This is a genomic window from Candidatus Stygibacter australis (assembly GCA_030765845.1).
GTDB classification, from domain to species: domain Bacteria; phylum Cloacimonadota; class Cloacimonadia; order Cloacimonadales; family TCS61; genus Stygibacter; species Stygibacter australis.
Window position 1 is genome coordinate 22,903 of sequence record JAVCDJ010000036.1, and the last position, 9,040, is coordinate 31,942.

The 9,040-nt window shown below is 36.7% G+C and carries 5 protein-coding genes; all 5 read right to left on the bottom strand.

The genetic code is table 11. The features are described from left to right. Positions 1–15: 15 nt before the first annotated feature. From RAO94_02040 to RAO94_02060, 5 genes are read right to left on the bottom strand one after another with little or no spacing between them, the layout of a single operon-like run. Positions 16–1,359 carry a PocR ligand-binding domain-containing protein gene (locus RAO94_02040; GenBank protein ID MDP8321111.1) on the bottom strand — a complete coding sequence of 448 codons (1,344 nt, stop codon included), beginning with the start codon at positions 1,357–1,359 and terminating at the stop codon, positions 16–18. Next, on the bottom strand, positions 1,356–3,854 hold the full coding sequence (locus RAO94_02045; protein ID MDP8321112.1) for a PAS domain S-box protein: 2,499 nt from the start codon (positions 3,852–3,854) through the stop codon (positions 1,356–1,358). The genes RAO94_02040 and RAO94_02045 overlap by 4 nt, the downstream gene beginning before the upstream one ends. A gap of 10 nt (positions 3,855–3,864) precedes the next feature. Further along, positions 3,865–7,065: a PAS domain S-box protein gene (locus tag RAO94_02050; protein ID MDP8321113.1), complete on the bottom strand. Its 3,201-nt coding sequence runs from the start codon at positions 7,063–7,065 to the stop codon at positions 3,865–3,867. A gap of 22 nt (positions 7,066–7,087) precedes the next feature. Next, positions 7,088–8,044 (bottom strand): PAS domain S-box protein, encoded by a 957-nt coding sequence (locus RAO94_02055; GenBank protein MDP8321114.1) that lies wholly within the window; start codon positions 8,042–8,044, stop codon positions 7,088–7,090. A gap of 14 nt (positions 8,045–8,058) precedes the next feature. Then, positions 8,059–8,505 (bottom strand): response regulator, encoded by a 447-nt coding sequence (locus RAO94_02060; GenBank protein ID MDP8321115.1) that lies wholly within the window; start codon positions 8,503–8,505, stop codon positions 8,059–8,061. Positions 8,506–9,040 lie beyond the last annotated feature (535 nt).

A 9,040-nucleotide genomic window follows, 5' to 3' on the forward strand; every position in this document is an offset into this window, starting at 1 on the left:
GTAAAGATATTTCTATTAATTCCCTAGATTCTTGTTCAAAGTAAAATAAAAAGTAGTTCCATCACGGGGTTCTGATTCAAACCAGATCGCCCCTCCGTGTCGTTCCACTATCTTCCTACAGATCGCCAGTCCTATCCCGGTACCTGTATAACTCTCGCGATCATGCAATCTCTGGAAAATCACAAATATCTTATCCTTATATTCCTGTTCAATTCCAATCCCATTATCACGTATGCTAAAGAGCCAGTAATCAGCCATTTCCTTGCTGCCAATCAAAATTTCCGGTACTTTCTCACTGGTAAATTTCAAGGCGTTTCCCAGTAAATTCTGCCATAACTGACCCATTTGTGATTGATCTGCGACAGCAGTAGGTAATTCGTTAATGTCGACAACTGCCTTCTTTTCTTCGATCACAACACTCAGATTATCAATAACATTAGTTAGTATTTCATTAAAATTAACTGCTTCAAAGGGTTTCTCCCTTGAACCTATCCGAGAAAATTGCAATAAATCAGATATTAATTGCTGCATTCTTTTTGCACCAGTAGTAATATATTTCATATATTTAAGACCACGTTCATCCAGATTTTCAGAATACCGTTTTTCCAGGAGTTCAGTAAAACTGGAAATCTTCCGCAAAGGTTCCTGCAGATCATGAGATGCCACGTAAGCAAAAGCTTCAAGCTCCTGGTTCGTTTTTTGCAGATCAATATTCAATTTTTCTGTTCTATTTCTCTCTTCTTCCACATCCTGCATAATATTCAGAGTAGCCATTTGAGCATCTTTCAAAGCTCTTGTTCTTTTTTCTACTCGAGATTCAAGTTCTTTTTTAACAGTGATAGTCTCCTGCTTATGTATGCCAATCTCCCCGATAAAATCTGCTATTTCGGTTAAAAATTCCAGCTTAGCTTTCACTTCTGCTTCAGTAAGTATTGAAACCTTTGCCAAAGCCTCTAAGTATTCGTTTTCAGGAAAGCCAAATTCTATTGCCTGCTTACGAAAAAATTCCAGATCCGGTTCATCGGTTAAAAATTGTCCGATAAACAGATTTGCTCTATGTGTTCCACCTATATGAATAGGCATAGCGACATCAACCAGACCATTCAAGCAGCGATAAATATTAAACTTTTCACCCTTTGCCAGACTATTTGCCAATGCTGTATCACTCTCAAGACAATTTTTACAGGTTTCAGCATTTACTCGATGAAATTTTGTGCATATATCCTGCCAGCCACTGGCAGTGATCATTTCACCTTCTAAATCAATAATGGCTGTACCAGTTCCTGTGACTGAAAAGAATTTATCCATAAGACTCTGAAGTCGATCAATATCAATTATTTCATTTATGTTATGTCTCATATTTTATCATCTCCTGATTCAGGATGTAAGAATGACAGATCATATGGTTCATCTCGATGAAGTTGACGGCTTAAAAGATTGATCATTTCTTTCAATTCTATCATCCGCTTTTCTCTGCCCACTGCGATTCTATTAAAAGCTTCCAGTTCCTTATTAGATTTCCGTAAATTCTTTTCAATTGTCTTAAGATTGCTGATATCAAGTCCCATACCTATAAGGAAAGGTTCACCCTTGATAACAAATTTTCTGCCGGTAAAGAGATATGGAATTTCTTCACCTGATTTGATTACAAAATCAGCTTCAACTTCGCTTTCTCCAAATTTAAATACTCCCTCCATCGCTCTGGCAACTCTATCCTTATCATTGTCATTGAATAAATTCAGAGCCACCATCCCTCTCACTTCCTCATCATTGTATCCTGAAACCTGTTTAAACATTTGATTCCATCTTACAAAATTACCTTTCATATTGATTTGATAATATATTCCCGGCATACTGTCAATGGTAGATTCAAACATCTCTTTCTCATCAATTATCTCCTGCTCGGTTGCTTTGATATCAGTGATGTCCATTGCCATCTCGAATCTTACCATCTTGCCATTTGACCATAATATGCCTTTATCAAAACAGCGATACCACTTATGATTTTTTTCATTTTGTAATTCCCAGGTATAGGATTCCCCGGGTCTTTCTTCTAAAATAATTTTGTTTGTGCAAAATGGACAGGGTGAATCTTTTCCCTGCAGTACTTCATAACACTTTCGGGATAAATTGTCTTTACCAAAAAGTCTTTCAAAGGCATCATTTATATAAAGCAGGTCATAAGTATCCGGGTCAGCTACATAAATCAGATCATCCAGCCCATTGAACATTGAGGTGAGTTGATCCTGCTGTTCCAGCATAATCCGTTCAGCATTCTTCAAGTCTGTAATATCTACAAATGTTGCCAGTATATCATTCTCGATCAATACTCCACCAATGATTATCTCACGAACTTCGCCATTTTTGCAGGTCACTTTATAAGTGTCTGATTGAATATCCGTATCATTTAGTACGGCACTTTTTACTGCTTCTTCCCAATTATTAATAGCCCATTTACGGTAGCTCTCATCAGGAAATACTAATTGCCACCATTCGTTTATTGTCGGCAAATCTTCTTCAGTATAACCTAATAAACTTTTAAATGTCTTATTAATATATTTGATCTCTCCAGTCACCTGATCAATATTACAAAGTGGGATGGGTACAAGTTCCACGAATCGGCTGAATTTAGCTTCAGTTTTACGACGAGCTTCTTGTAATTTTATTCGCTCTGAAATATCTCTGAATATCCCAATTAAAACCTGCCGATCATTTATTTGGATTTTCATAACTAAGGTTTCAACTGGAATAATTATACCCTTGGAGTCTATTATTTCTACTTCATGCGGCTTTTGTGAACCAATACTGGCAATTTCTTTGAACATTTCGGAAATTTGTTCTCTTTTATCCATTGGATAAAGTTTTGATTTATGCATTCCGACTAATTCCGAAGATGATCTTTTTGTTAATTTTTCTGCTGCTTTATTAACCTCTATTAATATTCCAGTAGTGGGGTCAGCAAGAAAAATGGCATCTGGTTCAGAATCAAAAAGGCGTCTGAATTTCTCTTCACTTTCTTTCATTGCCTTTAGATTACTTGTCCTTTCTGAAAGTACGATAGAAAATTGGACCAGCATATAAGCCATCAGCACAACGAATGCTATTAACCTAAGTACATGCCAGAACCACCAGCTATCAGCCCAGACAACGGAATATGAAAATAAAAATCCTGCACAGGCTGTTATTAGCGCTAGAAAACTAAGAAGTAGGAGACCTATTTTTTTATATTTCAGATAATCGATATATACCTTGATACTGCTTATAAAAAATAAAAATCCTGCGATGATATTCATGGCATTTGCTAATGGAGTAAATCCACTTGCGTGACCAATATGTCCTTCATGTTCATGTTCCATAATCATCTGAGGTAATGCATTGCGATAATTTTTAATCCATAATCCCAAAACAACGATAATTGCGATTAGCAGGATTTTTAGCATGGTTTTTCTATTTCGAGACTTTTCTGACCAATTGAATACGATCAGAAAAAAGAAAAATCCCCCACTCAGCAATGAAAGATTATGGGTTAATACAAATCCATGCCCACTACTTAAAAACGAATGGAACAAATCCCAGCATCCCATCACCATGAATCCTAATGAAATCATTACATATCTTGGTTCCTTAATTCCTACCAAAAACCTGATTGACATAAATCCCATTAACATTGCTGCTAATGCTCCTATTGCTTCAATTGAAGAATGTATAGGGAAGTTTATATATTCAAAGTGTTTCCAAAGTAAATGAGGGTCGATGAAATTGAGAATTGAAAGAACAATCAATTCTCCCATTAATATGTGGATTGCAATTTGCATTCTTTTTTCATCATTTTTAAATCTCTTTTCATTTTCCATTATTTTGTCCTTAGTTATTGATCCCTATTTTTTTACTAATAGTGAAATAGAATTTAGTCCCTATTTCAGGTTCAGACTCCAACCAGATATTACCCCCATGTCGTTCTACTATTTTTTTACATACTGCCAGCCCAATACCTGTCCCTGGGTATTCATCTCTATTATGCAGTCTCTGAAATATGATAAAAATTTTATCATGCAAATCAGGACTAATACCAATACCATTATCTTCAATAGTAAAAAGCCAGTCCTGCTTACGTTCCTGAACTGCAACTTTTATCTCAGGAATTCTATCCTTGCAGAATTTCAAAGCATTACCAATTAAATTCTGCAATAAACTGATCATTTGATTTTCATCAGCAAATATTTCCGGTAAACTTTCTACTACAATGTTGCCACTTTTTTCTCTGATCAGCATACTTAAACTATCAAGCACTTGATGCATAACTTCTTTCATATCAACTTTATCAAATTCTTTTCCTCTCGTACTCACACGAGATACCTTAAGAAGTCCATTGATCAATTTCTGCATTCTGGAAGCACCATCTGTAATATAATGCATGTATTTCAAACCACGCTCATCAAGTAATTCTTTATAACGCTGCTCTAATAAACTCGTAAAACTGGATATCTTACGCAGTGGCTCCTGCAGATCATGTGATGCCACATAGGCAAAATTCTCAAGGTCAGTGTTTGAGCGTTCCAGCTCTGACATAATACCCTGCAGCTTCTTCTCTGCTACTTTAAGTTCACTTATATCTATTCCTGTTCCTACAAGATAAATTTCTCCATCAATTTCTATCCGGTAACCAGTGAAGTAAAAGGGAACATATTCTCCTGATTTAGTAATAATATTGCCTTCTACAATTGACTCCCCCTCGCTGAATACTTTTCCAATTGCACGACCTATTTCTTCCTGTTCTTCTTTGGGAAATAAGCTTTGGGCACTGATCTTTGACATCTCTTCATTAGTATAGCCCGTTATTTTTATAAAATTCCTGTTCCAGCGAACGAAACTGGCTTTGGAATCAAGCATATAAAATACGCCGGGCAAAGAATTTACGGCTGTTTCTGTAAATTCTTTCTCTTCTTTTAACCGCTTCTCTGATTCTTTCATCTCTGTAATGTCAATTGCCGCTGCATAAAGAACATCCCCTACTGGCACTGATGTCCAGCTCAACCATTTATAACTGCCATCTTTACATCTATAGCGATTAGAAAAATTTGCCATCTTGGCACCTTCAGATAATTTCTCTACTTCCCGCAGGGTTGGTTCCATGTCATCCGGATGACTAAAATCCACAAATGGAGTTGCCAGGATCTCTTCTGTGGTATAACCAAGTAATTTTTCCCAGGCAGGATTGATTTTTTTGAAATATCCGTCTGTGCCTGCAATACATAATAAACTCAAGGTATTGCTGAAGAAATTATCAACCTGGCTTTGAGCCTTTCTAAGATCTGTGAGATCATGCACAACTGCCATCAGGTGAGTGCTACCCTTGTAGATTATACTTTTACCAGTTATGGATGAATTGAGTCTGTCACCATTTTTGGCGATGTCAATTGTTTCGCCCTTAAATAATCTGCCGGCACTAGCAGTTGTAAAAAAATCCTGAAGCACTTCACTATAATCAGGATGGACCAGATCTGCAGGTGACATTTTTAGAAGCTCTTCCCTGCTGTAACCATAGATGCTTGTAGCTGCCTGATTAACTTCTACAAACTCTCCTTTCATATTGCAGATAAATATAGCATCAGTTACCGATTCAAAAATACTGCGATATTTTTCTTCTCCTTCACGTAATTTCTCATTAGCTGCCTGTAATTCCTGGGTCTGCTGATCAACCATCTTTTCCAGATTTTTTCGGTGATATTCCAATTCCTGCTGCACCTTTTTTAATTCAGTTATATCAATTGATGACCCTATTATGCGAAAGATCCGATTACTGACGTCCCGGAGCGGTGTTAAAGTAGTCAACCACCAGATATTTTTCCCCAATATAGGTAACATTTCTTCATAACTTACGCTCTCTCCACAATCGAGACAACTCTGGTAATAGGCTTTTATTTCTCTAATAATTTCTGCTGAAAGCACATCATCCAAATCATCAGGTGTTTTCCCTATCAGATCCTCAGACCGTAATCCTGACACCTTTTCATGGGCTGGATTTAAACTCTTATAGACAAATTTGCCATCAGGAGCTACATCCATCACAAATATTGCTGCTGATGTCCCGGTATAAATGCTCTCTAGAAATTTTCCCTGCTCTTCAATACTTTCCTGTATTTGCTTTAACCCACTAATATCCCTGGCAACAGACTGGGCAAATATCACATTCCCTTCGTCATCCTCCACTGGATGTATATTCATACTATACCAGCGAATTTCTCCCTTCACCAGCGTCTTAGTTTCTACTTTTATCACATTATTCTTATCAATTACCTTTTGAATTGTGGATAATTGCTGCTTTGCTATTTTTTCTGGAAAAAATTCCTGCATTTTCCTGCCAATAAAATTCTCGGGTTTTCCTCCCAATTGACTGGCTGCTGCTTGATTTATAAAGAGGTATTCCCCACTTCTATTCATCGTAAAAATCGGGTCAATTGATGTTTCCACTAGATTTTTATACCTTTGCTCACTTAATATCAGTTTCCTGGCATTTTCTGCCTGATCATCAATTGCAGTTTTTAATTTCAGATTCTTTTGACCCATATCCACAAGCATGTTCACCAGGGAACGGCAGAATCCCATTACTCTCTTTACCTGATCATGACTAAAAACTGGAACCAGCTGATATGCCTTTATATATTCCTTTTCATCAAAACCATACTGCTTTGCCTGATTTATAAAATATTCTTCCCCCGGTACATCATCATCATAAAAAAACTGACCAAAAAAAAGTGATGCCACATGTTCATCATCTATCAATAGCGGTATCGCTGCATCTACCAGCCCATTAAGGCATTTATATTCCACATAACTCTCAGTATTAAGATGCTGATAAATCATTTTGTCACTCTCATGACAGTTTTTCAGACTGTCCGTATTTTCCCGATGGAATTTTTCGCAGATAGGCTGCCAACGACTTTTTATTACGATTTCACCATCAGTTTGAATTATTCCTATGGGAAAACCGGTCGCTTCAAAAAAATCATTAAGTATTTCTTTTACCTGTTTAAGTTCAATAACATCTTTTAGTTTCTTGGTCACTAACACCTCCCTTTCATCAACCCTAACCATTCCTGGTGAATTTCATGTTGTGTATTTCCTGCTTCAAAGCAGCCACTTCATCCCGTAATTCTTTTATTCTGAACTCTCTTCCTATTACCAGCGTATAGTGATGTTCCAGCTCATCATATTTCTTCCTTAATTCTACTGTCCTTTCTTTCACCTGTTCTTCCAGTTCAGCTCGATGTCGCTTCAACTTCTCTTCAGTTTCCTTTAGGGCTGTTATATCATGTATAACTGAAAGTACTTTTTCCTCACCCTGATAATGAATCTGCTTACTCACAATTGATGTGTAGATATCCCTGCCATCCAGGCAAATATCTTTTGATTCCCCCCGGTGGACATATCCCTGAGAAATATTAATAATACTCTCTTCAACAAACTTTTTCCGATCCTCATGCACCAGATCTGTAACCTGTAAATCCAGAAATTCTTCCCGGCTGTATCCATATAATTCTGTTGCAGCAGGATTTATCTCGATGATCCTGCCACTTTTATCATGAATTATCAAGGCATCAGTCACTGATTCAAATATTGTCCTGTACTGCAATTCGTTATCAGCTAATTTCTTCTCTATTTTGGATCGCTCTATGGCATAACGGATCGCTTTCACCAGCGTTATCTCATTGAATCTACCCTTTACCAGATAATCCTGAGCTCCCTCTGCTATCGCTTCTAATCCAGTAAGCTCATCATCAAGACCTGTTAATATTATCACCGGGATCTGCAGACCCAGGTCTAAATACCGTTCAAATGTTTCTATTCCTCTACTGTCTTTCAATCCCAGATCCATTAAAATTACATTATAACTATTTCCGGAAGCAAATAACTCTGAATGAAGCATCTCAAAATCTTTTACCAGAATAAGATCATGGTTGAAAGTCTCTACTAATTGCAAATATTCTTTCACTAATTCATAATCAACAATGTCATCCTCTAAATAAAGGACTTTAGTCAACATAGTCAAAACCTCTTTTATTCATCTTTTATTGGAAATTTCACAATTGTAAACCAGAAACTCTCTATCATACTAACCACTTTTTGTAATTGATCCAAACCAACTGGCTTTGTTACGAAACAATTGGCTCCAGAGGCATAGGTTTTCACTATATCTTCATCATCTTCAGAAGTAGTTAAGATGACTATAGGGATAACTCTCAGCTCAGGATCTCCCTTGATCTCTTTTAAAGTCTCCCTGCCATCCTTAAAAGGCATATTCAAATCAAGTAGTATCAGATCCGGTTTTAGTGCATCTGAGTATTCTCCTCTTTTGTGTAAATAATCCAGGCATTCTACCCCATTATGCACTTCTGAAATTCGTAGTTTGAATTTCGAGGTAGATAATGCTTCCCGGGTCAATTCGATATCTCCCGGATCGTCATCTACTAGTAATATCTCGATCAAGGTTGGATCATTATACATTTGTCCTCCCTACTTTCTCTTCTGGAATCGTCTCTATGAATCATTAAACACCATTCTTTCCAACTATTCATAAGAACTCCCTGATAAAGATTCTTGACTATTGATAATATCCACTTTTTAAGAAAAGTGTCAACAAGTATTTAATATAAATACGCATCCCCCCGAAATTAAAATATTTTACTGACTTCAAAAATGCCCTGCAGGGGCATCACAATAATAGCCATGGGTGAAACCCATGGATTCAAAATCACGTGAAGTCCCCACCCCATCTCGTTTTCGGCGTAGCCGAAAACGAGATGGGGTGGGGTATATTTGTTGCTTTATTTTCCACGGGTTTTACCCGTGGCTATTGAAATATCACCCCTTCAGGGTGTAATATAATTCGATTAAATTGCATGATGTAACATGTTATAATTCAATTATTTATAATATAAAATTCAAAGAAAAACAGGGGGATGCCAGGTATTTAGTAATTTAAAAAATCTCTTTACAATATTATCTTAATAGTTCTTTTATTCATCATAAAATTCTTGCG